The 23,201-nt window shown below is 63.2% G+C and carries 21 protein-coding genes and 1 pseudogene; 13 read left to right on the forward strand and 9 right to left on the reverse strand.

The window, feature by feature from the left end; all coding sequences use genetic code 11:
- Window positions 1-82 precede the first annotated feature (82 nt).
- On the forward strand, window positions 83-1,213 hold the full coding sequence (locus ACQPYR_RS22755; protein WP_433620973.1) for a hypothetical protein: 1,131 nt from the start codon (window positions 83-85) through the stop codon (window positions 1,211-1,213).
- Here the strand turns inward: ACQPYR_RS22755 and istB are convergent.
- From istB to ACQPYR_RS22775, 4 genes and pseudogenes are all read right to left on the reverse strand, one after another.
- The gene (gene istB, locus ACQPYR_RS22760) at window positions 1,144-1,926 is read right to left on the reverse strand and encodes an IS21-like element helper ATPase IstB (RefSeq protein ID WP_433620974.1); all 783 of its coding nucleotides are present in this window, start codon (window positions 1,924-1,926) and stop codon (window positions 1,144-1,146) included. The genes ACQPYR_RS22755 and istB overlap by 70 nt on opposite strands.
- A 131-nt stretch (window positions 1,927-2,057) precedes the next feature.
- Window positions 2,058-3,572, reverse strand: a pseudogene (gene istA / locus ACQPYR_RS22765) (IS21 family transposase); the annotation flags it as partial.
- Between the two features lie 160 nt (window positions 3,573-3,732).
- Complete coding sequence (locus ACQPYR_RS22770) at window positions 3,733-4,635, reverse strand: transposase (RefSeq protein ID WP_433620975.1); 903 nt, start codon at window positions 4,633-4,635, stop codon at window positions 3,733-3,735.
- Window positions 4,607-5,356, reverse strand: a complete 750-nt coding sequence (locus ACQPYR_RS22775; protein ID WP_433620976.1) for an ISL3 family transposase — start codon at window positions 5,354-5,356, stop codon at window positions 4,607-4,609. The genes ACQPYR_RS22770 and ACQPYR_RS22775 overlap by 29 nt, the downstream gene beginning before the upstream one ends.
- A gap of 146 nt (window positions 5,357-5,502) precedes the next feature.
- Here ACQPYR_RS22775 and ACQPYR_RS22780 point away from each other — a divergent pair, with 146 nt between their 5' ends.
- Entirely contained in the window at window positions 5,503-6,396 is an 894-nt protein-coding gene (locus ACQPYR_RS22780; protein WP_433620977.1) for a hypothetical protein, read from the forward strand.
- Entirely contained in the window at window positions 6,393-6,992 is a 600-nt protein-coding gene (locus ACQPYR_RS22785; RefSeq protein ID WP_433620978.1) for a hypothetical protein, read from the forward strand. Before ACQPYR_RS22780 ends, ACQPYR_RS22785 begins: the two co-directional genes overlap by 4 nt.
- 347 nt (window positions 6,993-7,339) lie before the next feature.
- On the opposite strand, the gene proS is transcribed toward ACQPYR_RS22785, so the two are convergent.
- From proS to ACQPYR_RS22805, 4 genes are all read right to left on the reverse strand, one after another.
- A complete protein-coding gene (proS, locus tag ACQPYR_RS22790; RefSeq protein ID WP_433620979.1) occupies window positions 7,340-8,779 on the reverse strand; it encodes a proline--tRNA ligase in 1,440 nt (479 codons plus the stop codon).
- Window positions 8,780-8,945: 166 nt separating this feature from the next.
- Entirely contained in the window at window positions 8,946-9,800 is an 855-nt protein-coding gene (locus tag ACQPYR_RS22795) for a hypothetical protein (RefSeq protein WP_433620980.1), read from the reverse strand.
- A 400-nt stretch (window positions 9,801-10,200) separates the two neighbouring features.
- Complete coding sequence (locus ACQPYR_RS22800) at window positions 10,201-10,578, reverse strand: hypothetical protein (protein WP_433620981.1); 378 nt, start codon at window positions 10,576-10,578, stop codon at window positions 10,201-10,203.
- Window positions 10,579-10,596: 18 nt separating this feature from the next.
- A complete protein-coding gene (locus ACQPYR_RS22805; RefSeq protein ID WP_433620982.1) occupies window positions 10,597-11,592 on the reverse strand; it encodes a hypothetical protein in 996 nt (331 codons plus the stop codon).
- Window positions 11,593-12,171: 579 nt separating this feature from the next.
- Between ACQPYR_RS22805 and ACQPYR_RS22810 the strand changes: the two genes are divergently transcribed.
- The 6 genes from ACQPYR_RS22810 (at window position 12,172) to ACQPYR_RS22835 (ending at window position 19,436) form a co-directional block, all read left to right on the forward strand.
- Window positions 12,172-13,527, forward strand: coding sequence for a hypothetical protein (locus tag ACQPYR_RS22810; RefSeq protein ID WP_433620983.1), 1,356 nt, complete (start codon window positions 12,172-12,174; stop codon window positions 13,525-13,527).
- A gap of 11 nt (window positions 13,528-13,538) precedes the next feature.
- Complete coding sequence (locus ACQPYR_RS22815; protein WP_433620984.1) at window positions 13,539-14,228, forward strand: methyltransferase domain-containing protein; 690 nt, start codon at window positions 13,539-13,541, stop codon at window positions 14,226-14,228.
- Entirely contained in the window at window positions 14,225-15,145 is a 921-nt protein-coding gene (locus ACQPYR_RS22820) for a glycosyltransferase family 2 protein (protein ID WP_433620985.1), read from the forward strand. Before ACQPYR_RS22815 ends, ACQPYR_RS22820 begins: the two co-directional genes overlap by 4 nt.
- Window positions 15,146-15,219: 74 nt before the next feature.
- Complete coding sequence (locus tag ACQPYR_RS22825; RefSeq protein WP_433620986.1) at window positions 15,220-17,826, forward strand: valine--tRNA ligase; 2,607 nt, start codon at window positions 15,220-15,222, stop codon at window positions 17,824-17,826.
- A gap of 109 nt (window positions 17,827-17,935) precedes the next feature.
- Window positions 17,936-18,172 (forward strand): HD domain-containing protein, encoded by a 237-nt coding sequence (locus ACQPYR_RS22830; RefSeq protein WP_433620987.1) that lies wholly within the window; start codon window positions 17,936-17,938, stop codon window positions 18,170-18,172.
- Between the two features lie 79 nt (window positions 18,173-18,251).
- The gene (locus tag ACQPYR_RS22835; protein WP_433620988.1) at window positions 18,252-19,436 is read left to right on the forward strand and encodes a helix-turn-helix domain-containing protein; all 1,185 of its coding nucleotides are present in this window, start codon (window positions 18,252-18,254) and stop codon (window positions 19,434-19,436) included.
- Here ACQPYR_RS22835 and ACQPYR_RS22840 read toward each other — a convergent pair.
- The gene (locus ACQPYR_RS22840; RefSeq protein ID WP_433620989.1) at window positions 19,417-20,721 is read right to left on the reverse strand and encodes a serine hydrolase domain-containing protein; all 1,305 of its coding nucleotides are present in this window, start codon (window positions 20,719-20,721) and stop codon (window positions 19,417-19,419) included. The genes ACQPYR_RS22835 and ACQPYR_RS22840 overlap by 20 nt on opposite strands.
- A 494-nt stretch (window positions 20,722-21,215) precedes the next feature.
- On the opposite strand from ACQPYR_RS22840, the gene ACQPYR_RS22845 reads away from it, so the two are divergent.
- From ACQPYR_RS22845 to ACQPYR_RS22860, 4 genes are all read left to right on the forward strand, one after another.
- Window positions 21,216-21,539 (forward strand): hypothetical protein, encoded by a 324-nt coding sequence (locus tag ACQPYR_RS22845; RefSeq protein ID WP_433620990.1) that lies wholly within the window; start codon window positions 21,216-21,218, stop codon window positions 21,537-21,539.
- 53 nt (window positions 21,540-21,592) lie between these two features.
- Complete coding sequence (locus ACQPYR_RS22850) at window positions 21,593-22,252, forward strand: hypothetical protein (RefSeq protein ID WP_433620991.1); 660 nt, start codon at window positions 21,593-21,595, stop codon at window positions 22,250-22,252.
- Window positions 22,252-22,638, forward strand: coding sequence for a hypothetical protein (locus tag ACQPYR_RS22855; protein ID WP_433620992.1), 387 nt, complete (start codon window positions 22,252-22,254; stop codon window positions 22,636-22,638). Before ACQPYR_RS22850 ends, ACQPYR_RS22855 begins: the two co-directional genes overlap by 1 nt.
- A gap of 63 nt (window positions 22,639-22,701) precedes the next feature.
- Complete coding sequence (locus ACQPYR_RS22860) at window positions 22,702-23,046, forward strand: hypothetical protein (protein WP_433620993.1); 345 nt, start codon at window positions 22,702-22,704, stop codon at window positions 23,044-23,046.
- Window positions 23,047-23,201: the final 155 nt, after the last annotated feature.

A 23,201-nucleotide genomic window follows, 5' to 3' on the forward strand; every position in this document is an offset into this window, starting at 1 on the left:
TCCAACGTCGATGCTTTCTTTGGGCAATTTCTTCGGAGTACTGTGGCGCTTCCTGAAATCCGGATGCTGTGGAGGAAGGTACGTGACAAGTACGGCTTCGTCAGGCTCGGTATTGCCCGTTGTTGTCGCTATCGACTACGGGACGTATGGCAGCGGTTTCGCCTGGGCGATCGTGAACGAGCAGAACGCCGACCCGGCACGTCGACAGATCAGCCTGTTCACGCAATGGCCATCACAGGCGGTGGCGTATCCAAAGGCGATGAGCTGCCTGCTGGTCAATCGTCAAGGACGCCCGGTCGCGTGGGGGCACGAGGCTTATCGACTGTGGCGCGGGCGCAAGGCCGATCCCGACATCGAGGGATTCAAACTAGTCAGGGGCTACAAAATGTCGCTCAATCCTGAGCGCAAACCGCCGACTACGCGGGGGTTGGTGGCTATCGACGATCGCGAGAAGCGGGCCGACAAACTGATCGCGTGCTATCTTCGCGAGATCTACGCCATTGCCGTGCGCGAGATCGGTAAATGTGGTTACTCGGCCGCTGATATCCGTTGGTGTATCACCGTGCCAGCGATGTGGGACGATTACGAGAAGCAGGTGATGCGCCGCGCAGCCGAGGCTGCGGGTATCCCCGGAGACAGGCTGTCGCTGACGTATGAGCCGGAGGCCGCGGCGTATTACGCGCGCGTGGCAGGCGTGAGGTTCGCCGGCCGGACCGACAACGATGATGTGCCCCCTGCCCTGGACTTGCCAGGCTGCAGATTCATAGTCGCGGACTGTGGCGGAGGCACAGTCGATCTCACCGCATTCCGGACCGACGACGACGGCGGTTTCAGCGAGATCAGTCGTTCCGAGGGCGCAGCCGCGGGATCCTATTATCTGAATGAAGCCTTTCGGCGAGACATCGTGATTCCCAGGCTCGGCGGGAAATCCGAGTACAGCAGGCTCTGCAAGGAGTGCCCGCAGGAAATCGAGGACCTGATCGATACATGGGAGAGGATGAAGGTCGACATCCCTGCGGAGCCTATTCGTCCCATGCTGATTCCATTGTCACATGCGCTGTTCAGCCAACTGTGTCGACGTTCACGTAATTCCCGGTGCCCGCGCTCGCGGAATTCCGCAGGTGGTGGGTCCTGGTTGATGTTCTACCCGATGGCCTCCTTCGGTGGGGTCTTCGGCGCGTTCTTGGTGACGGGCCGTTTGTTGGGCCGGTAGGACGGTCCGTTCATGAAGACTTGGTGGCTGGTGTTGATGAGTCGATCCAGGAGGGATTCGGCGACAACGGGGTTGGGGAACAGCGGATACCAATCGACCGGGGACCGGTTGGAGGTGAGCACCATGGAGCCGCCGTTGGCGGCGCGTTCGGAGATCAGTTCGTAGAGGTCGTCGGCCTGGGTGGCGGTCAACTCGCGCATGCCGAAGTCGTCGAGGATGAGCACGGCGGGCCGGACGAACTCGCGCAGCCGTTTGTCCCAGGTGCGGTCGGCGTGACCGCCGGCCAGGGTGGCCAGCAGTCGACTGGTTTTCATGAACCGGACCTCGGCGCCCTGGCGGATCGCGAGATGCCCGAGTCCTTGGGCCACGTGGGTTTTCCCGACTCCGACCGGTCCGTAGAGTACGACCGATTCACCGACGGGCAGCCAGCGCAGCGCCGCGAGGTCGCGGATCTGGGCGGCGGGCAGTTTCGGGGAGGCGGCGAAGTCGAACTGCTCCAAGGTGAGTTGTTGCTCGAATTGGGCGCGGCGGATGCGACGGGCGATCGATTGGGATTCCCGGCGGGCGATCTCGTCGTGGCAGAGGACCTGCAGGAACTCGATATGCCCGAGGTCACCGGCACGAGCCTGCGCGAGACGAGATTCCAGAGTCTGCAGCATCCCCGACAGCTTCAACGTTCGCAGGGCTTGTTCGAGGGCGACGTCGACGATCATGCCGACACCTCCTCGCCGCGGTCACGGTCCCCGCTGTCATTGCGGGCGGCGTCGTCCCGGTCGCCGTCCATGGTGGCGGCGATAGCGGCCGGGCTGTTCGGGTTGGGCAGGGCCACGACGTTGCGAAACAGCCGCGAAGGACCATGCAGGAACGCCGCGGCTCCTCCGTCACCGGTCGATGGCGGTGGCGGGTCAGCCTCCAGCCCGGCGACCAGGATGCCCTTTATAGTCCGATAGGACGGGTCCCCGACGGCGATCGCCTTGGCGCAGGCCAATTCGAGCCGCGCGGCCCCGTGCTTGTCGGCCAGGCCGAGCACGCCCTGGGCGGCCCGCAACCGGAAAAGCGCGTTCTCGGAAAGTAATTCGGTGATCACCGCGACGGTCGCGTCACCGATCTCGGCGGCGCGGTTGCGGCACCAAGTCGGTCCCCGCATGGCGAAAGCGATCTTCTCCGGCGGGTAGTGCGACAGATCGGACTGCTTGCCGAACGGTTTGCGCACATGGGTGGCGATCAACTCGCCGTTGTCGAAGATCTGCACCATCGAATACGTCGACCGGACATCCACTTTGCGTCCGATATGGCGCCACGGCACCGAATACAACGCCTTGCCGACCTTGACATGGATATCGGGACCGACGGTTCCCGTTGTCCAGTCGGCGAGCACGAAGTCCTTGCCCGGCAACGGGTTCAACGCCTCGGCCTCGACCGCCGCGAACACCGAGTTCGGTGAAGCGCCATCCAGCGGCCGGCAGGACCGGGCACCGGCCACCTCCCGGCACCACTCGATCGCCGAGATCTGCATCTGCTGCAGCGAAACCCATTCCCGGCCCCGCCAGAACGAGTCACGGATATAGGGCATCGGCCGCTCCACCCGAGGCTTGTCCTTGGGCTTCCCGCGTCGCGCCGGATCCACCAAAGTGCCGTAATGGTGGGCTAATTCGGCATAAGAGCGGTTGATCTTCGGGTCATACAGATCCGGACGCGCGACCCCGGTCCGCAGATTGTCGGGCACCAGACGGGCCGGGACCCCACCGAAGAACGCGAACGCCTCCACATGCGCTTGGGTCCAGGCCTGCTGGTCCATCGTCAGCACCGGACGCACGAACATCATCCGAGAGGCCGCCAGCACCATTACGAACGCCCAGATCCGGCGCCGACGCCCACCGAGCGGATCGACCCACGAACCCAAATATCCGTAATCGATCTGCGCTTCCTCACCCGGCGGCGGATCATCACGCAGCACGGTCACTCTTGCCCGCTGGTCTTCCTCCGGAAGGTTCGCTTCCACATACCTTTTCAGCGACGACACCGATGCGGTCAGGCCCTGCTCGTCACGCAGCCGCTGCCAGATCGTCTGCTTGCTCACCCCGGCCTTGAGCATCGCCACGATGTAATCGCGATGGGCCTCGATCTGCGGCCATGTCGTCTGCCGCAACCTCGTGTCGGCCAAATGCGGCAACCACTCCCGCACCAGCTCGCCCCACTCCGCCGGCGACCGCGCCGGACCACCCGGGCACAGCCCAGCCGCCACGGCTGGATCCACATACTTCTTCACAGTCTTGCGGTCCAACCCCAGGCTGGACGCGATCTGGCTCTGCGACCGACCCGCATGCCAGTGAATCAAGATCTCGACGATATCGACCACGTCGAACGTTCTCCTCGCCAATTCTGGCTCCCATCACCAACAGATGGGAGCAGCCAACTCCTGCGAGGACCTCACCGCCGCGCTCGCGTTCCCGCTGGGGAATTACGTGAACGGCACCCTGGGGAATTACGGGCTCTGGCGACGATCATGTGACGGTCGTTCAGGCGGCGAGAAGTATCTGTGCTCTGAGGAGATCGAAGTTCGCCCGGCCGTAGCCGTCGCGCTTGAGTCGTTTCACGCGCGTGACGTTGCCTTCGACAGCGCCGGAGCTGTGTTCGGTGGTGAGTCCGTTGATGATGGCGGTCAGGTCGCGGCGCATACCGATTGCGAGGCTGTGCAGTTCGGGTAGGTCATCGGCTTCGACGGCGTCGAGCCAGGCAGGTAGTTCGAGGCCGCGCCGTTGGGTCATGATCTTGGCGAAGGTGCGGACGTGCTGCTGGAGGTGTTCCAGATGGACGCATTCGGTGGTTGCGTTCTTCACGATCAGTGCGTCCTGCTCGGTCAAACGGTCGGGATGGGTGAGTAGCGCGCTGCTGATCTTGCGTGGCTTCGGGACTGCTGCAGCGGTGGGGGTGGGCTTGCGCCGATGTGGGTCCGGGCGGCAGCGGCTGGTGCCGGGCATCCGGAAGGGCTTGAGGTAGCGGCGCACCGTCTGGACGTCTCCGGTGAATCCCAGAGTCCGTAGTTCGCAGGTGATGGTCTGCGCGTTCGTCACGCCCTCGTTCCAACGCCGGTTGACCAGGTCGATGTAGGGGTCGAGCTTGGTGAGGCGGTGCTCGGCCCTGCCGAGCAGTTCCTCCATGCAGGTGGCGTTGGCGAATCGGCGTACTGTCTGGCGGTCGAGGTTCAACTCCCGTGAGATGGCCGAGCGGGACAGTCCACGGGCGAGGCACTGCTGTACCGCGGTGTATCGCTCCCGGGTTCGCTCGGCCAGCCGGTAGCTGCGCTGGGGCGCGGCGATGAGCTCGGCCGCGGGTGCCGGTGCGGGCGTGGAAGGCTCCGGTTCGCCCGGGATGGCTTGGGCCGCAGCGGCTTTACGCAGACAGGGGTGGTGGGCGGACACGGTCTTCTCCACCGCCTCGCACAGGGTTCTTCCACAGATGGAATCGGTCCGCGACTTGAATCGCCTGCGGGGCGCCCGAGCGGATGCCCTCGGCGTAGGCCCCAGCTCTGTCGCGGCACACGGTCCGGATTTCGGGGTGCTCGCGTAGCCAGGCTGCGAGCGTGCCGGCCTCACGGTCGGGCAGCACGTCCACGGGCCGATGATTGTCCATGTTGATCAAGATGGTGTTGTAGGAGCGGCGGCGCCGAACCGCGAAGTCATCGACACCGAGCACTTCGATCCGTCCGGGGTCGGGCAGTGGCTGGGCGCGGATCAGGCCGATCAGCACGTCGCGGCAGCATGGCATGGCGAGCCTTGCTGCGAGCCTTGCTCCGGGACGGCCGGCCAGCGCGAGCGCGACGCGGACCAGAGCCTGGGTCAATGGCGGGGTGCGGCGGGCGAACGGTGTGGTCAACCCTTCGATCTGCTCGGAGAACGTGGACTGCGAGCATTCGGGGTTGACGCACTTGAACCGGCGGACACACACGACTACCCGCACCCTACGGCCACCCAGCGGGATGTCGGCGAGTTGCCGCTGGTAGCGGGCATGGACCCGGCCCGAGCGCCATCGGCAGCCCGAGCAGGGCGCCTCACCTGCCTTCGCCCGCACCCGGAACGTCACCAGATCCCCATCCAGGTCGACACCATCCACAGCCACCGCCGCGAAGTGCGGCAAGAGCACATCAATACACTGCGAAATCCACGCCCGACATCATCTTCGGCAGCCCCCGGACCTCACGCACGACACGCCGGAAGCGGTTGCCGGGCAGCCGATCCGATTCCCACCACTCCAGGAGACTTACCCACACTCCGACCAGCGCACGTCACATGATCGTCGCCAGAGCCGAATTACGTGAACGAAAACCGGCTCAACCTGGGGATTTCCGTGAACGCCGACAACTGCACCCGGATACTGTCGCCAGGCTTCCCGAGTTGCAGAATGGGCACGCGCACGGTATTGCCGTAAGCCCGAACGAGATTCGGGACCTGTTCGAGATGGTTCTGCATGACATGCTCAGCCTGGTGGATCGGCAGCTTGCCGAGATTGCAGATGGCGATGGTCACGACGAACTGGTGCTACTTGTGGGAGGGTTCGCGAACTCGCCGTACCTGCAACAGCGGATGGTGGCTCATCTCGAGGGCCGTGCCACGGTACTGGTCGTGCCGAATCCGGCGGCGGCGGTTCTCATTGGGGCCACACATCACGCCTACGACCCCAGTACCAATAGGCGGCGCACAAAGTTCACGTACGGTGTCGACGTCTGCAAACCATTCGAGCCCGATAGGGACCCGCTGCGGCTGCGCACCGAGTCGTGGGACGGTGAGATCCTGTGCAACGACAGATTCAGCGTCTTCGTGCGGGCCGGTGACTCCATTGGTGCAGCCGAGGTCAGGAAGCAGTCGTATTTGCCTGTTCAGGCAACAGACGCCGAAATGGAGTTCGACATCTACAGAACGCGTGAGCGCGAACCACGCTACATCGATGATCCTGGATGCGAGCGGATCGGCGTGATGCGTTTGAGCCTGCATGACGTCATGCATCTGGATGTCGACAAGCGAAGTGCCGGTCTCGAGATGCGGTTTGGTGACACCGAGATCACCGCGATCGCGACCTTGCATGGGAACGGGCAACAAGTCACCGCGACAGTCGAATTCAACCAGGACCGACGACGCTACGGCAGTTCGGCAACCGCCATGTCACCCGAGGAAGACAAGGAGTGAAGCCGCCCCTGACCCCTTGGTTCTCCCACGCGGCCACCACCGCGACGAACTGGGCCGCAAAGGTGCTGGACAGGGCCAGCTACATACCGGTCCGCGAGCCGTCGATGTCGGAGTCGATAGATGTTGCCACCCACGCGGAAACCGCGGCTCGTTTCCGGTGTCTCGCTGAGCAGGATGTACAGCACCTTGCTCTTCTGCTTTGCCGTGCTGCGGGGGAATCGAGTAGGTATTCCGCCGCCCATCGAACAGGACTGCTGTGCAGAGCCTTGTGTCTTGGGCAGGGCGCGCTTCCTGTCGATGTGGGTTCCGGCCGTGACGTCGTCGATCTGGCGGCCGACGTGGTGCATCGCCTCGCCGAGGTGCTCCGTGAAGCTCGGGCAGCGGGCGGGCGGGTGTGGTTCGACTTCGAGACGTCTACTCAAGGGCCGCTCACCGATGCGCAGGAGCCGTGGACGCTGTGCGATCCTGACCTGCCAGTGTCGCTCGTTGCGATCCCGTCCTACGTCGTCAACGGGATGCGCATGAGTCATCAGATCGTGTTCACCGGAACACCGGATGGGGTGCACGATGCCCCCCGCGCGGCTGCGTGTGGCTAAGCCGGGAACCGATCCGCTCTAGAACACCCAGCGGTTCCCGCGTTCCGGCGAGGTGTTGATGGCTGCTTTCGGGCAGTCGACTGATCGTGGCAGACACTTGATCGTGTCCTCCGCAGGACTATTCCTGTCGATGTCGGCTGTATCCGAGGCCACTACGGCCATGGGTGATCTGGTCGTATCGCTTGTCGAGGATGTCGCCTGCCAGCCTGTTGGGACGATCTCGGCCTGCGGGACTACAGAACACCTGGCACCCGCTCACAACAGCGGCTTGACGAACGGCCGGATGCGGGCCCGCATGTCCGGTGGTGTGAGTAGGAGGGCAAGGAGACCTGGCACCCCTACTCGATTCAGTAGGCGCGGGAGAAGATCACCCGCTTGCCGTAGATGGCCGGTACGCCACAACGCACGCACCGACCCGTCTCCGGCCGCCCGTCCAGTGGCACGCACCGCGGCGTCGCCGAGGTCACCGCTTTGATGTCGTCCTCACACGCCGGTTGCCCGCAATGCAGCGCTCGCACCCATCCCGTCGCGACAGCGGTCTCGAACGCGGACCAGTCCTCGACATCGGCGGTGTGGGTGTCACGGAAATCGGCGGCCCGAGCCAGCAGGAACGCCTGGAACTCTTCAAGGATGCTCGGCATGAGTTGCGGCAACGTATCCAACCGCACCGACTGCTTACCCTGATCGCCCAGACGGCGCACCAGCACCGCGGTCCCGGCCGCGAGATCACGCGGCCCCAGCTCGACCCGGACCGGGACTCCCTTGAGTTCCCAGTCATTGAATTTGAATCCGGGACTGAGTTGTTCGCGGTCATCGACATGCACCCGCACACCCGCAGTGCGTAACCCCTGGGCCAGCGCTTGGGCAGCCGCCACCACATCCGCGCCATCGCCGCGGGTGATCGGCACGATCACCACCTGATACGGCGCCAGCCGAGGCGGCAGCACCAGACCCCGATCATCGCCGTGCGTCAGCACGATACCGCCGAGCATTCGGGTACTCATCCCCCACGACGTGGTGTGGCACAACTCTTCTCGCCCATCGGCGCTGGCATAGCGGATACCGAACGCTGACGCGAAATTCGTGCCCATGTAGTGCGATGTACCGGCCTGCAGCGCCTTGCCGTCACGCATCATCGACTCGATCGTCACCGTCGACACCGCACCCGCGAACCGCTCACCAGCGGTCTTCTCACCCGCAACCACCGGCATCGCCGCATACTCACGCGCCACCTCTTCATAAATACCCAACGCGAGCATCATCTCCGCACGCGCCTGCTGCTCATCAGCATGCGCGGTATGGCCTTCCTGCCACAGAAATTCGGTGGTGCGCAAGAACATTCGCGGCCTCATCTCCCACCGCACCACATTCGCCCACTGATTCAGCAGCATCGGCAGATCCCGATGCGAGGAAATCCACTTCGCCATCATCTCCCCGATGATGGTTTCCGAAGTCGGTCGCACCACCAGCGGTTCTTCGAGTTCTTTGCCGCCGGCGTGCGTCACCACCGCCAGTTCAGGGGCGAAACCATCGACATGATCGGCCTCGCGCTCGAGGTAGCTCTGCGGAATCAACAGCGGAAAGTACGCGTTCTCATGCCCGGTCGCCTTGATCCGCGCATCCAGCTCGGCTTGCAGCAACTCCCACACGCGATAGCCATACGGTCGGATAACCATCGTGCCCTTGGCCGGACCCCGGTCGACGAGGCCAGCCTTCACAACCAGCTCGTTGTACCAAGAAGCGAAATCCTCGCTCTGGGCGGTCACCCCGCGCTCATCGCGTGCCATACCACCAGGCTAATGTCCCAGTGAACGGTGCCGTGACCTACCTCACTCGCATAAGCGGGAACCATTCCGCGCGCTGCGATTTCACGGACAGGACCGCCTTCGACGTCTCGCGTCGCGGCCAGGAGCCCGACAGTCTCAATTCGGTGACTATTCCTCGGGAATCGTGCTATCCCGAAGCGGTTGCTCGGTCGTGGTACAGCCATGCGGCATGTTTCGCATAGAGCATCTGAAGCCGAAGATTGACAGCGAGGAGTCCAGGGTTGCTGGTGAGTTCCAGGCGATCGGTGTTGGACTCGTCCGGCGTTGCCATGACGGTGAACTCGTTTGTCCATAGGTGGCCGTGGGCGACGCCACTCTGGATGCGCCACATGGCCCGGCCGAAGCCTCCGGGTGTGGTTCGCAGAGTCCGGTCGCGGGTGTCGAATATCGCGTGTGCCTCAGTGACTATCGTGGCGATGTTCAACGCTGTCAGAAGGTGATTCGCGTTGCGGCCGCAATCTGTAGGGCAGATCAAGGTATGTATCTCGTCTACCCCGTCGCGCAGGTCTCGGATCTCACCTTCGAACCATTCGGGCTTCTCGATGTCGGTGTGGGTACCGAGGTCGTCCATGCTCTTCAAGATGTTGACGCGTTCCTGCAACGCGCACAGCTGCAAACGTCGAACGCGTTCGCTGCTGGCGTCAGGAGCCAGCAGCCACAGGATCCGGCTGATCGTTTCGTGCGCACTGCGCAGCAACGTAAAGGGGGAGAACATCGGGACACCAAGATCACTTCCGATGAGTTCCCTGACTGCACACAAGTGGTCGGCGACACTGAGGAAATACATCGCCAGCATCGCGTCTGCGCTGCTGGGGAATCCGAGGGTTGCGCGGTCTTGCTCGAGATCGCTGCCCGGCTCGGCCTCTCGCCAATTGCGGGTCCAGTCCACAAACTTTTCGATTTCTGCCGCGACACGGCCGAGATGGTCCTTAATGTCGGCGGACACCTTATCGTGGTGCCCCTCGGGGGGCATAGCCGTCACGAGTCAACAATACGGAGACTCACAACTGGTTTTGGAATGTCCCAAAGTTCGGTCTGCCGAGCGTGACTCGTAGCTCCACGTAGGACCCGTTTGGTGGAGGGGTAGAGCCCGGACAGGGATTGATCTGCGCGGTTGATTGCATCCGGGCGTTGTCGTGGATCGCGTCGAGGCGGTCGACTTCGTGCTGGATGAGTCAGGCACATTGGCGCACGGTGCATCTGGTGTGCTGCTGTCGAGAGGTTGTCGGCTGGGCATGGTGTTGCAGGGCGGTCGTGTGTTGGGGGTGACCTGGTGTGAGACAAGTAGCAGGGCTGCGCGTTGGCGTCTTTGGCGCCTATCGATAGTGCTGTCAGCCCGCGCCTGGCGGGATCGCCCTGGAACAAGGCATGCCTGTGGAAAACTACTGAGTTGTCGCGGCGATCGACGATTCGATGGCTTCGAAGATGTGTGAATCAACCTTGCGTTGCCAGTCCGGCATGTCTTCCCAGTCGGCGATGTAGGACGGTTTCGGGTCGGGAAAGTGCTTATGGATCTGCCCGATCCAGCACAGGGCGATCCAACGCCCCTTCTGCTCGGGCGTGAGTTTGGTGGCATTTCCGTCGGTGACGGTGATGAACTCAGCGACCTGGTCGTAGACCGCGGTCGCGGCTGCCTGCTCCCATGCGGGCATCTCTTCCCAGGGCGCGATGTAGCCGGGCTTCGGCTCCCCCGGGTAGTGCTTGGCGACACCAGCGATCCAGGCCGCGCGAAAGACGCGCCCGCGGTCGATGTCCTGCAACGTTTCTCCTAAGTGGTTTCAGTGGAGTTGTAGTCCCGCGATTTGTTTGCTGAGGTGACGTACGTGGGGATCGTGTTGGACTGGCTCGAGGTGTCGGCGCAGAAGCTCGAGTCTGCGGCCAAGATATCCGGAGTGGGTTCGATGCGCGATGTCGAGCGCAGCACTTCCGTACGCCACCAGTTGGATCGGGTCTCGATGGAGTGCGGCGACGGCGGCGAGGTCGACCAGGACGCCTGCCCTGCGTCGGGTCGAGAGGGGACGGTCAAGAACCGGGCGCAGTACATGTTCGGCTTGATCCGGTCGTCCGAGCTGCACGTAGCAGGCGCCGAGGTCTTCATCGAGGCGAGATCCGTCGAAGCGCAGCCAACCGGTGTGGGGTGGGCCGGTCATATCGAGCGCTGCTCGAGCGGAGTCGGCGGCGCGTTCACAGCCGTTCGCGTCTCCGATTCCAGCGAGTGCCTGTGCGTGCACCGTGTCGACCCAGAACCGGGTGGTCATACTCGGGTCACCGTTATGCGCGATTCGGCTCGCTGACTCGAGCAGTGGGATGGCCGCGCCGAACTGGCGGTCGAAGATGCTGATGTATGCGTGCCTGGTCATGGCGCATGCCCATAGGTCCATCGCGCCTGCGTCTTTGCTGAAGGCTGCTGCGAGGGTGTAGCAGTGTGATGCTGTGCCGTAATCGGCGTTGTCGAAGAGGATCTCGCCTGCCAGTTGCAGAACCTCACCGGTGAGGGTGCACAGTGATTGTCGGACTGAATCGTTGGCGGGCCGGCGCAGCCCGTCGATCAAGGCGTCGAGGTGCTCGCGGACCGCGGGAAGAGTCTCGGCTTTGGTCGCTGCTCTGGAATAGCTGAACCATAGTGCGTGATTGATGTCCGCGTATTGGTCAGCGGTTGCAGTGTCGATGCGGCCGGCACCGTTGGTCGCGGCAAGGATTCGGTCCCAATCAACCGGCGCCGTCAGTGCGGCGCTGGAGATGCTCAACACTCTCAGCAGCTCGCGGCGGTTCATGTCGGTGATCTCCATGGCGTACGGACCGCACGGTGCGGAGGGGCGATCAGGATCGTCTATGTCGAGCTTAGTCGTCGAGTCCGGTCCGGCAGTACGGTGTTCATATTGACGCAGTTCAGCGCAACGCAGACGGAATAAATCGCGCTGATCGTCGGTCGCTCGCGCGAGGGTGGTATCCATGATCGCCGCGTTCGCCGCGCGCAGCGTCACTGTCTGTCCACGCCGCTCCCACTTTCGGAGCGCTTCGAAATGCACTCCGGTGATTTCGCAGAAGCCGGGTCGTGTTTCCCGGAGGGCGTCACGCAGAGCATGCACTTCAAGGCCGGTCCACCTCAGTTGCACAACCATCGTGGTACTCACCCCCGCACCAGATTTCGTGCCAGAAGTGTACCCCTGTGATACCTGCGCCGTACCCCTAACGTTGCTTCCCGGCCCGCCCACAGGCTGAGACCGTTGAATATCGCATCACCGATCAGTCGCCGAAATCAACGGCACTGCAAGAGCTTTCGCAGGCCCTGTCCAGCTCGCCGCGTCGGAGCCAGGTCGCCGGTGGTGCGGCATCGACGACGGGAGAACTCTATGGGCGTCCACCAACTGGTCGTGATCGGCTTCGACGAGATCGTCCGCAACAAGTACATGCCTGTTATCCGTGCCGCGATCGGGGACGGTGATCTCGATTCGTGGTCGATTGTGGATCTGGAATCTGAGCGTGAAGCCATCGAAACGCGGCTCATCGGTGTCGATCCGCAGCCGCGGATGAAGCTGTTCGTCTCGTCGGACCGGGGTGACGCCGCACGGGCGCTGGAGACCGCGCAATCAGCTCTGAGGTTCTTGCGGATACCGGGGCTGCCGATGAAGGCGTACATCGCCACCGAAGTTGGCTCGCATGAGCAATACCTCCGTCGTTGTGTGGAGGAGGGAGTCGACTCGCTGGTCGAAAAGCCTGTACTGGCGCCGATGATCGGCGACACGTTCGAGCCGTCGCTGATCTCCACCACCATGGCCGAGTTGATCGCGACGGCTGGGCGGCGAAAGGCCAATCACTCGGTGATGACGTTGAGCCGCTACCACAGCATCTACAACGACCGAGTCATTCGCGGTCTGCGGGAGCGGATGCTCGCGTGGAAGTCGCCGCTGACGTCATTCCACCTGCGAGCGGCCGGTGGCGTGTGGAACCTCGAGCACGAGTTCGTGACCCGTGACGATCATCCATACCGCTATGGATACGGGATGCTGATGCACGGTAGCTACCATTACATCGATCTCGCGGCGCAAGTGCTGTCGTTGAACAAGCTGCTGCTGCGAGATCGGCACCTGCGGTTGCAGGTGTGCTCCTTCGGTGCCTACCCCGCCGACCAATGGCAGCGACTGTCGCGGCCAGCGACAAAGATGCTCGGCGGCGATTCCCGCTGCATCGTGCTCGCACGCGAGCCGCACCGCTACGGCGAAACCGACATCACCTCGACCTTTCGTCTCCTCGACGCCGAATCCGACACCACCATCACTCTCGGAACGCTGTCATTCGAGCAGACCACACCCTCCATTAGGAATTGGACGACGTTCCCGGACGGGGTTTACAACAAGAACGGCCGCACCTCCAGCGTCGACCTCGAGGCACAGCTGTCGACGCTGTATTCGGTCCATGCCACCTGCTACGACGTGCCTCGCGGGCCGGATGCCGACAAAATCGGCGCGGTCGCGGAGATCCTCACCCGTGCAAATGCCTCGTTGCTCACTGACGATGAGTATGTCTCCCGGGAAACCCATGACGGACTGTTCCACAGCGACAGCAACCGCGCGCTCATGCGGAACTGGCTGCGCGGCACCGAAACTCGTAGCCGTCTGCATGAGCACCTCCTGCCGATGCGCATGACAGAGGCACTGGCGCTGTCGCTTCGCATCCCCGGCCAGACCGTCGAGATTGATGGATTCTAGGAGCAGCCCACATGTGCATCGTGCGATCCCAACGCGAGCTCCGCGAGTTCTACCTCAACGCCATCGCCGACGGGGCACAGACCGCCGAGCGGCTGCGCGCTCCCGTCTCGGAACGGTTCGCCCGGTTCCTCAACGGCATCGGATACGACGCCCCGAGAGCCGCGCTGGAGTTGGGGTACGGAATGGGTACCTATACTGTCGCACTGGCACGCAGCGGCTTCGACGTCGTGGCTGTCGACCAGGTACCCGCACGAATCCTGCGGTCACGGCTGGCCGAAAGCTCGGACTGGGCACACCATATCGACATCGTCGAGCAGCGAGTCGAGAACTATTCTGTAACAAACAATTTCGGCATTGTCGTCGCCAAGGACGTGTTGCATTACCTGCGTCGGGACCAAGTCCGGGAGGTACTTACCCGGTGCATCCAGCGAGCACCGGCCGCCGCCGGACATTTCCTGGAAATGTTCACCGACATCACGCGCACCGACCGTCAAGGTCGCCGTGTGCTGATCGAGGGCGAAGCCGCCTACACCGCAGCGGCCTTCTGTGATGTCATCGAGCACCTCTACAACGGATGGACCGTACAGATATCACTGATGCCGCACGCCGAACGAAACACCGACTCACCGCGAAACTACTTCGAGGCCAACAGAATCACCGTCTCCGCCTACCGGCGGACTCCAGCCGGAGTTGCTCGATGAGCCAGATTGATGGAATCAGCATCGTGCTGCCCTGCCACAACGGCGGCGAACTACTCACAGACGCTGTCGAATCAATTGTCCAGCAACCACTTTCGGTTCCCCTGGAAATCATCGTGATCGACGACGGCAGCACCGATCCCGACACGCTTGTCGCGATCGATAATTTGACCGACTGCGCAGCGGTACGCGTCATCCGGCTGCCGACCAATCGGGGCGCCCAAGCCGCTCGCAACGCTGGACTCGACGCCGCACACTACGAGTACATCCTGCCGTTGGACTGCGACGACCGACTCGCTACCGACCGGCAGCTGCTCGCTGGCGGCGGCTACCTCCAGTCGGCGGTTCAGATTCTCGACTCACGCCCGGAGGTCGCGTTCGTACACACCTACTCGCGCATGTTCGAAGGCTTCGACGGATTGACGATCTCTGCCTACCCGTGCCGAGAGCAGCTGTTGGTGCGTAAACATCACGCGCCGCTGTCGATCGTCTACCGACGCGCCGACGCGTTGGCCGCAGGCGGCTATGACCGCCGCGTCCGCAAGTGGCAAGACTGGGCGTTCGCGATCGATCTTCTCGCTGCCCGGCACCGAGCTGGAGCGGCAAACGAGATCGCCTGTGTACCAGGCCCTTTCCACGAATATCGAATCCACACCCGCTTTCCGCGCTTGTCCACCTCGCAGGTCGACGAGCAGGAAATGACGCGATTGAGCGTGGAAAAGAACTTGGACTACTTCCATGCCGTCCTCTACGACAACCGACCCGCGGCCGGGCTGGCAGCTTTCGTCTGCGCCAGCAAACCCGACCGGATGACCGACCTGCTACATATGGCAGCCACCGACCTTGACCAGGCACTCGCGGTGGCACGTCAACGCCGTGCCAGCCTGGCCAGCCCGACTGACGTGCTCGGAATCCCGTGAGCGACCCGAGTCGATCACAGCCAACTTCCGGTACCGGCGAGACCGGACATGGGCAGGCAATATGCTGGGCGACTGTGACCGAAACCCACCCCGAAAACAGCATCGACCCCACAACCCTGCCGACGACGTTCGTACCGGTAGAGCTGGAAGGCGAGCTGTACGTACGGTGGGTAGATCGGGGTTACTTCAAAGCTGACGAGCACAGTGACAAACCCGCCTACACGGTCGTTATCCCACCGCCGAACGTCACCGGCCGACTGCACATGGGCCACGCCTACGAGCACACCCAGATCGATGCCCTGACCCGCCGCAAAAGGATGCAGGGCTACGAGACTCTGTGGCAGCCCGGCATGGATCACGCTGGTATCGCTACTCAGAACGTGGTCGAACGCGAACTGGCCAAGGAAGGCTTGTCCCGTTACGACCTCGGGCGAGAGGCGTTCGAGCGGCGGGTCTGGCAGTGGAAGACGGAATCCGGCGGCGCTATCGGCGATCAGATGCGCCGCCTCGGCGATGGCGTCGACTGGGACCGCGAACGCTTCACCATGGACGAGGGCCTGTCCCGCGCGGTGCAGACCATCTTCAAGCGCCTGTTCGACGACGAGCTCATCTACCGGGCCGAACGCATCATCAACTGGTGCCCAAGGTGCACCACCGCGATCTCCGATATCGAGGTCGACCACCAAGAACTCGACGGCGAGCTGGTCTCGATCCGCTACGGCGACGGCAAGGACTCAATCGTGGTCGCCACCACCCGCGCGGAGACGATGCTCGGCGACACCGCCGTGGCTGTGCACCCCGACGACGACCGCTACCGCCACCTCGTCGGCCGCGAAATCGAACTCCCGCTGACCGGACGCCGCATTCCCGTCGTCGCCGACGACCACGTCGACCCGGAATTCGGTACCGGCGCGGTCAAAGTCACCCCAGCTCACGACCCGAACGATTTCGAGATCGGCGGGCGCCACGACCTGCCCTCGATCACGATCATGGACGAACGAGCGATCATCACCGCCGCCGGTCCATTCCAGGGCTTGGACCGGCTCGAAGCCCGCAGTTCCGTGGTCGCCGCGCTGCGCGCCGACGGACGCATCGTCGCCGAGAAACGTCCCTACCCACACGCGGTCGGACACTGCTCACGCTGCGGCACCGTCATCGAACCCCGGCTGTCGATGCAGTGGTGGGTCAAAGTCGCCCCGCTGGCGAAGGCAGCAGGCGACGCCGTCCGCGACGGGCGAGTCGCCATCCACCCACCAGAGCTGACCAGCCGCTACTTCGACTGGATCGATAACCTGCGCGACTGGAACATCTCCCGACAGCTGTGGTGGGGCCACCGCATCCCCATCTGGTATGGGCCCACGGGCGAAGTTGTGTGCGTCGGGCCGGAGGAGACCGCACCGGATGGCTGGGTGCAAGACCCTGATGTTCTCGATACCTGGTTCTCCTCCGCGCTGTGGCCGTTCTCGACGATGGGCTGGCCCCAACAAACCGAAAGCCTCGCGAAGTTCTATCCCAATTCGGTGCTGTTCACCGGCTATGACCTGTTGTTCTTCTGGATTGCCCGGATGATGATGTTCGGGCTCTACGCCACCGGCCAACCACCTTTCGCGGTGATCGCTTTGCACGGCATGGTTCGCGATAAGCACGGCAAGAAGATGAGCAAGTCTTTCGGCAACGTAGTCGACCCGATCGAATGGATGGACGCCTACGGCACCGACGCGTTGCGGTTCGCGCTCGCCCGCGCGGCCAACCCCGGCACCGACGCACCCATCGCCGAGGAATCGGTCGAAGGCGCACGCAACTTCACTACCAAGGTGTGGAATGCTACCCGCTTCGCACTGCTCAACGGAGCCACGACAACCGGTCCGCTTCCTGTCGCCGAAGAGTTGTCATCGGTGGATCGATGGATTCTGTCCCGGCTCAATACCGTTGTCGCCGAGGCAGATACCCTATTCGAGGACTATCAGTTCGCGAAGCTGACAGAAGGGCTCTATCACTTCGCGTGGGACGAAGTCTTCGACTGGTATCTCGAACTGTCCAAATCGACGTTTGCTGCGGGCGGCGACGCGGCCGAAAAGTCTCGGCGCGTGCTCGGTCACGTCCTGGATACCGTTCTGCGACTTCTGCACCCGATCATCCCCTTCGTCACCGAGAAGCTCTGGACAACACTTACCGGGAAAGAATCCATCGTCATCGCCGAATGGCCGACCGATAGTGGCTACCGCGATCGTGGTGCGGAGGGCGAGATCGCGGATCTGCAACTTGTCGTCACCGAGGTCCGGCGGTTCCGATCGGATCAAGGAGTGCCGCCCGGCAAGCCAGTACCAGCACACCTCGAGTTGCCCGCCAGTTTGCAGATACACGAGCCTGCGATCCGACAATTGCTGCGCCTCCATACCGGTACCGAATCGTTCTCCGCGACAGCCACGCTGTCGATCGGCCAAGCGCGAGTCAGTCTCGACCTGTCGCAAGCCATCGACGTCGACGCCGAGCGCCGCCGCTTGGAGAAAGCCCTCGCCTCGGCGCAAAAGGAACTTGAAGCCGCAGTGAAGAAACTGAACAACGACGGCTTTCTTGCCAAAGCACCTGCCGATGTCATTGAAGGTATCCGCACTCGACAGCAGACCGCTCACAACGAAATCGACCGAATCCAACGTCAACTCCAAACGTTGCCGAGTTAGCGACAAACTCACGTGAACGGAGCCTCCCGAATCCGCCACGACCCCGGAGACACCAGCGTCGACCACGAATCCGTCACCGCCGCACAAGTCGCCGCTATGCCCGAACCCCATGCGGAAGCTGTTGAACGACACTGCCGCCGAGTTCGAAGCCCAAGCCACCGTCGAGGCGGTCTGTGCCCGCGACGCCGACCGTCTCGAGTGCTTGTTCCAGGCACTCGAATATCGCGCCGCGGGCAAGACGCTCATACAGGAATGGATCACCGACTCCCGCGCTCGGCTGAAAACAACCACCGCGATACGTCTAGCCGACGCGGCACTGACCACCCCGCCGTTGAAGTGGCGTTAGTGACGGCTGGCACTGCATACCGACCGTGTCTGCCGCGAGACCGCTGGTCAACCGGATTGTGTGAGGCAATAATTGCCTTGTGCGACCAGCCCTTCGCCAATCCGATCCGCGGGAAACCGCGGAAACGCTGTTCGGCGCCGAACTGCGCGCCCGACGTAAGGCCGCCGGCCTTTCATTGCGGCAGTTGGCCCCACACGTGCTGGTCAGCCACGATCTGCTGTGGAGGATCGAGACGGCACAGCGTCGGCCGCATCCTGACTTGGTTGACCGGCTCGACCGAGCCCTCGATGCTCGAGGCCAGCTGAATCGGCTCGCCGCCCCGTTCACCGATATTGTCCTTCAGCCTCAAGATATTTCGTTGGAGCCAGACCTCGTCGGACCGTCGCTTCGTGATCTGATCACGGAGGTCCGCATGGCTGACCACACCATGGCAGCCAAACGCCTACCCGAGGTGGTGGTCCAGGCGAAGGCGGCCGAGAATGTTGTATCGCGGGTCAACGAGTCGCAGAGGGCGCAGTTACTGCGGAATATCGCTGAAGCGCATCAGCTCGCCGGTTGGATGCTGTTCGATCGAGGCAGCATCTCATTAGCCGAGAATGCGTTCGCCAATGCCCGGCGGACGGCAGAACGCATCGGCGCAATGGATCTAATAGCGTTCGTTGGCGGTCCAAATGCCGCCTTCATGAGCACCTGGAGCGGGGATCCAGCCCAGGGTGCCGAGCGAGCCTATGGGGCGATGTCATGGGCCCGGCGCAGTGGAAATCGGCGCTTGACGGCATTCGTGGCCACCATCGCCGCGCGTGCACACGCGAGAATGGACGAAGCCAACCTCTGCACGAAGATGCTGGTTGAAGCCGAAACGGAGCTGTCCCGGCATCAGCCACAAGAGCCCGACCCGGTCTGGTTGGACGTGTTCGATGACGCTGCCTTGGCTGGGCATCGCGGTTCGTGCTTGTTGGATCTCGGGCAGCCACGGCACGCCGTCGAATCCTTGCGTGAGCAGGATTCGGCCAGCCCAGTGGCCTTTCTGCGCAATCGCACTATCTGGCAACTAGAACAAGCCGAGGCGCAATTGCGAATGGGTGAGGATGAAGCCGCAGCAGCGGCGGTGAATCATGCGATGGATGCCGTAACAGCCAGTTCCATTACTCCTCGGGTTGCGCGCATGTTCCGTTCAATCCTTCTGAAACTGCGTGCATCCGGTGATCACGCGGTGACACCAACTGCTGACCGGTTAGAGGTCTTCATCGGGGCGTGCGTGTGAGTGGGTAAGTCGCCCAACGCATCTCGATACCCCTACTTGAGTCCACGACAATCAGCAGCTCGCCTTGCAACCGGCCTTCCGCTGCCCGGAACCGTCCCGGCCCTTCCAGTTCGAAGCGGGTGTCGCTGGCGAGCGGGTCATCGGCCAGGCTTGCATGCAGGCCGTCGTGCTCCCACCGGAACACCGTCTCGTCGGCTTCCGACCACCAGCTGCCGAGAAGCGGGCGGATCTCCGGTGGACACGACACCGGCTGCCACTCGCGTGGCGGTTGTGTAGGCTGGGATGCGATTGCCTCGCAAAGGGTTTCGGCGGCGAGGTCAGCAGGTTTGATCCCCCGGGTGGCGTTGGCCAAAGCAACCACTGTCACTCCGGTAGCACGGTCCAAAGTCAGCGCGGACTGGAAGCCCGGCATCGCGCCGGTGTGCCCAGCAAAAACATGGCCGCCTCTGCGTTCCAGGATCAACCCAAGGCCCCAGCCTTTGGTCCATGCTTCGGTGTCGACCATTACCTGCAGGGTGTGCATGCTGTCGACGACCTGTGCAGGAAGAACATCGGGTTCTCTCCCCGCGAGAGCGTGCCCCCAGCGCAGGAGATCTCCGGGCGCGGACCACATTTGGCCGCCGACACCGATCGAGGCTTGGTCCATTACCGGTTCGCGATGGACCGTGGCGATATACGGATCCAGCCGGTATCCGATCGCCGCATCGGCAGGGCGTGTCCAACTCGTCCGAGAAAGGTCGAGCGGAGCTAGCAGTCTCTGCTCGATCAGCTGTTCGCACGGTTGCCCACTGACGTTTTCGATGATCTGGCCGAGCACGGCGTATCCGAGATTCGAGTAATGCCACCGCTGTCCCGGATCAGCGACCAATTCAACATCCTGAAACGCGTCGCGAAGTTCGGCGCCTGTCGGTCCTTGCATGCTTTCCCACATGTCCACTGGGGCTTCGCGTTGCAGCCCACTGCTATGCGACAACAGCATCCGAAGTGGCAGCTGCCCGAACGGCGTGTCGGGTAGATAGCGATCGACGGTGGCGTTCAGGCTCAGATCACCGCGGTGGGCCAGTAACAACGTGGCCGCCGCGGTGAATGTTTTCGTGATCGATCCGATGCGGTAGATGCTGTCGATCGTGGCTGGCGTTAGGTTCTCAACGTCCGCGTACCCGGATGAGGCTGCCGCAAATGGGACGCCGTCGACGCCCACCGCGACGGTCAAGCTGGGTATCCGTGCGGCGGTCTGCGCCTGTGCAACCCTGGCGGCCAGCGCCGTCTGGAAGTCGGTGTCCATGCGCCCCTTTCCTTCGTGACCAGCATCCCACACCCTCGGCCACGCTCTGTTGACAAAGTTTCTGTCCACAGCAAAGTCCTTCCACACCGGATTTCCGCAGGCCAGGGTGAAATCAGCACCGCGGACGTCGGTCCGTTTCACAGAGGAGTGTCATGAGAACAATCACCACGGCACGGGATGTATGGACACGCCGCCACGCCTATGAGTATTGGTACGGAGTGGCCGTCTCGAAATCGGAGCCGGGCGCCGAACGTCAGCGAAACGTCAGTGCAACGCGATCAAGCGACAGTTCCGGACACGCGGTCGCGCACCGATTCTGAGGTCCATGCAAATCACGCCTGATGACCCGATTTGGCGGGAATGGTTTTCGTGGCTCGGGCCCGTTGCGGTCGGTCCCTGAGGCCGCTTCCTAATCGCTCCGCTATTCAATCTTTCGCGGGCCGCTGACAACGGCGGTCCCGGGGAGCGTTTGTCAAGAAACGGAGGTTGCCGCGGTGGCTACAGCGGTAATGCATGTCTACGTCCGAGATGACCTGGCCGAGCCCGGATGGCGCGATCGTGTCGAAAGGTTCATTCGCGCGCAGTTGTTCGCCTTGGGCACCATCATCCGCGCCTCGGCAGATGCGGATTCCGATGACGCTGAGGCACCCGAATCCGCCGCGAGACGGTTGTTGAAGGAGATGCTGCGGACCGACAGCTTTCACGCCGTGACCCCGTCGCGGGCGCACCTGCAGGACATTCCGGTTGCTCTGCGAGAGCGATTCACGCGGGCGGAGATGTGGTTCTGGACTGTCCCTGATGACCAGGGGGAGCGATGACGACGGTGGGACTGGTCCTGGTCGAACGAGTCGCCGCGACCGCGGCTGTTGAGATGGTGCTGCCGACGAAGTCGGAATTGACGCGGGCTGCTTGGGGCCTGTCGGTCGAGGCTAAGGGCGGACTCGCAGCGGGAGCCATCATGCGGCTGTCGCACGCGCTGGCGGAACTTCACGCATGGGATCTGGGGTTCCGTGCAGAGCTCGGAACCCGGCCCGCCGGACAGTTCGATCGCAACTACAAGGCCCTGCTCGACAGGGTTGCTGACGTGTTGATGCGCAATCTGCCTGATCTGCCGACCAAGGACCTGAGAGCGGTTGCCGATCGGATCGGGCGAATCACTCGCCTCTCGGCACAAGCGAACCGGCTTGGCCGCAGTATCCGGCGACCGGCACGAGCCGATCAATCGCTTCCCGACTGCTACGTGGATCTGATGGATTATCACCAGATTTGGACGCGGTTGGCCCAATGGATCGACCACTACGACCAGGACGTGTCGGCGCTGGTCGCGCGGGCACCCTGGCGCGCACCGGCCGCCGACGAGCCTTCTGCCGAGGAGCCCAACGCGCACCCTCCAATCCACGGTCCGGTAGCGATCACGTCACCCGTGGATAGCTCGGCGTCGCGCTCGACCCGCCAATGTGGATCGGTTCACCCACCACCATCCGCACCGCAAACACCCGCACCGAAGCACCCCCGGGGAGTGAATGACTGATGTTGCGGTCCAAACGCAAACCCATCCCCGAGTCAGCGCCGGTCCTGCTCGGCTACATCGACACCGCCCGCATCCCGACCGGGAAGACAGCGATCGACGTCGGCGCGCCGATGCGTGCCCGCGCCACCGAGTACGGATACAGCTGGGGCGGAACCTATCTCGACCACCACACCCACGGTGAAACCGTCGCTGCACTCACCCGCGCCGCCGCAGCCGACCCAGCCGTGGTCGCGGTGATCGTCCCCGACCACACCCACCTCCCCGACGGCCTCCACACCATCACTGCCAGCACACGCCGGATCCGCGTCCTGACCACCCACACCCTCAACGACACCCTCGGTCACCGGGCGCGCCCCGCCACCGGGAAGGCCGGGCACGATGACTGAGGACACCGCATACCCCACCTGCGTCGACAATGGTCTGAGCGGGTCGAACGCCAGGGACTGGTCATGACCGGGCCGCGCGTGCGGGCCTACGGGATTGTGAGCTTAGACCGATCCGGGCCGCAGGCCGCGACCGATGTGCAGGCCATCCGCGAGGCTGCTGGCTTCGCACGCGTTGATCTGCGTGCGGTCTCGGTGACGCGTTCGGCGAACCTGAGTGTGCTGCTGGCCAGTTTCGCTGCATCAGGAATCGGTATGGTGATCGTGCCGAGCGTGTTGCATCTGACCGGTTGGCTCGACGTGGTGCGTCGCGACTGCGAGGTGTGGACTCTGTCGCCGCCTGGCTATTGGCCCCGCGTCCACGCTTCGGGGCAACCGGGTGAGTTCATCGCCAGCTCGGGGTTGTGCTGATGAATCCACTTCAACGCATCCGGGACATCCACATCGAGTCGGGTCCGCTCACATTGGTGCCGACCAAATCCACAGTGTCGCTGCTGAACTGGGCGCGACCGCGTACTTGGAGGTCACCATCGACGGCGATGTGCGACCCGGCACTCCGGCGCTGC

The organism is Nocardia sp. CA-120079, from assembly GCF_050955745.1.
In the GTDB taxonomy this organism is placed as follows: domain Bacteria; phylum Actinomycetota; class Actinomycetes; order Mycobacteriales; family Mycobacteriaceae; genus Nocardia.

Coding starts and splice junctions, on each gene's coding strand:
- ACQPYR_RS22830 (WP_433620987.1), top strand. CDS start 17,936: ATGCGGAAGCTGTTGAACGACACTGCCGCCGAGTTCGAAGCCCAAGCC.
- ACQPYR_RS22805 (WP_433620982.1), bottom strand. CDS start 11,592: ATGAACCGCCGCGAGCTGCTGAGAGTGTTGAGCATCTCCAGCGCCGCA.
- istB (WP_433620974.1), bottom strand. CDS start 1,926: ATGATCGTCGACGTCGCCCTCGAACAAGCCCTGCGAACGTTGAAGCTG.
- ACQPYR_RS22840 (WP_433620989.1), bottom strand. CDS start 20,721: ATGGACACCGACTTCCAGACGGCGCTGGCCGCCAGGGTTGCACAGGCG.
- ACQPYR_RS22815 (WP_433620984.1), top strand. CDS start 13,539: ATGTGCATCGTGCGATCCCAACGCGAGCTCCGCGAGTTCTACCTCAAC.
- proS (WP_433620979.1), bottom strand. CDS start 8,779: ATGGCACGCGATGAGCGCGGGGTGACCGCCCAGAGCGAGGATTTCGCT.
- ACQPYR_RS22855 (WP_433620992.1), top strand. CDS start 22,252: ATGTTGCGGTCCAAACGCAAACCCATCCCCGAGTCAGCGCCGGTCCTG.
- ACQPYR_RS22780 (WP_433620977.1), top strand. CDS start 5,503: ATGATCGTCGCCAGAGCCGAATTACGTGAACGAAAACCGGCTCAACCT.
- ACQPYR_RS22810 (WP_433620983.1), top strand. CDS start 12,172: ATGGGCGTCCACCAACTGGTCGTGATCGGCTTCGACGAGATCGTCCGC.
- ACQPYR_RS22850 (WP_433620991.1), top strand. CDS start 21,593: ATGGTGCTGCCGACGAAGTCGGAATTGACGCGGGCTGCTTGGGGCCTG.
- ACQPYR_RS22860 (WP_433620993.1), top strand. CDS start 22,702: ATGACCGGGCCGCGCGTGCGGGCCTACGGGATTGTGAGCTTAGACCGA.
- ACQPYR_RS22820 (WP_433620985.1), top strand. CDS start 14,225: ATGAGCCAGATTGATGGAATCAGCATCGTGCTGCCCTGCCACAACGGC.